The organism is Burkholderia sp. BCC1638 (assembly GCF_902833195.1).
GTDB lineage: Bacteria > Pseudomonadota > Gammaproteobacteria > Burkholderiales > Burkholderiaceae > Burkholderia > Burkholderia diffusa.
On sequence record NZ_CADFEC010000142.1, the window covers coordinates 1 to 446 of the forward strand.

General features: G+C 63.5%; 1 pseudogene. It reads right to left on the bottom strand.

What is annotated here, in order from left to right:
- Positions 1-190: 190 nt before the first annotated feature.
- Positions 191-446 (bottom strand): annotated as a pseudogene (locus HWX22_RS31605) (transcriptional regulator); the annotation flags it as partial.

The following is a 446-nucleotide window of genomic DNA, read 5'->3' on the forward strand; positions in this document are numbered from 1 at the left end:
CGGCATGTGAAGCGCTGCGGCGCCATGAGGCTGGCACGACACGATTTAGCGTGTTTAGGAGAATGTGCCGGATCGTGGATAGCCGTCTGATGGGCTTTGTCTCAAGCGCAACTAACGGCCAAGTCCGCGCGGCCTGGGCGAAGTGGGTGAATCCTGTTGATCGCGACATTGCGCCGCGTCGATGCGAAGCTCAGCGCCCCGTCGCGCCGCCGTAGAACTGCTCGATCAGTTCCTGGACCAGGTAACGGTGATGGGATGAGAGCGCTTCGATCTTGCTGGCTAGTTCGATCGTCTCGACGGTGGGCGGGTAACGTTCGTCGCGCGGCAGGGGATTGGGCGTGCCCGCCGAATTGCTCGGCCGCGGGCCGTAGTGGAGCCAGTGCAGGTCGACCCGCAGCCATTCGGTGAGCGTGACGAGTTTGTCGACGGTGGGAATGGTGCGGCCC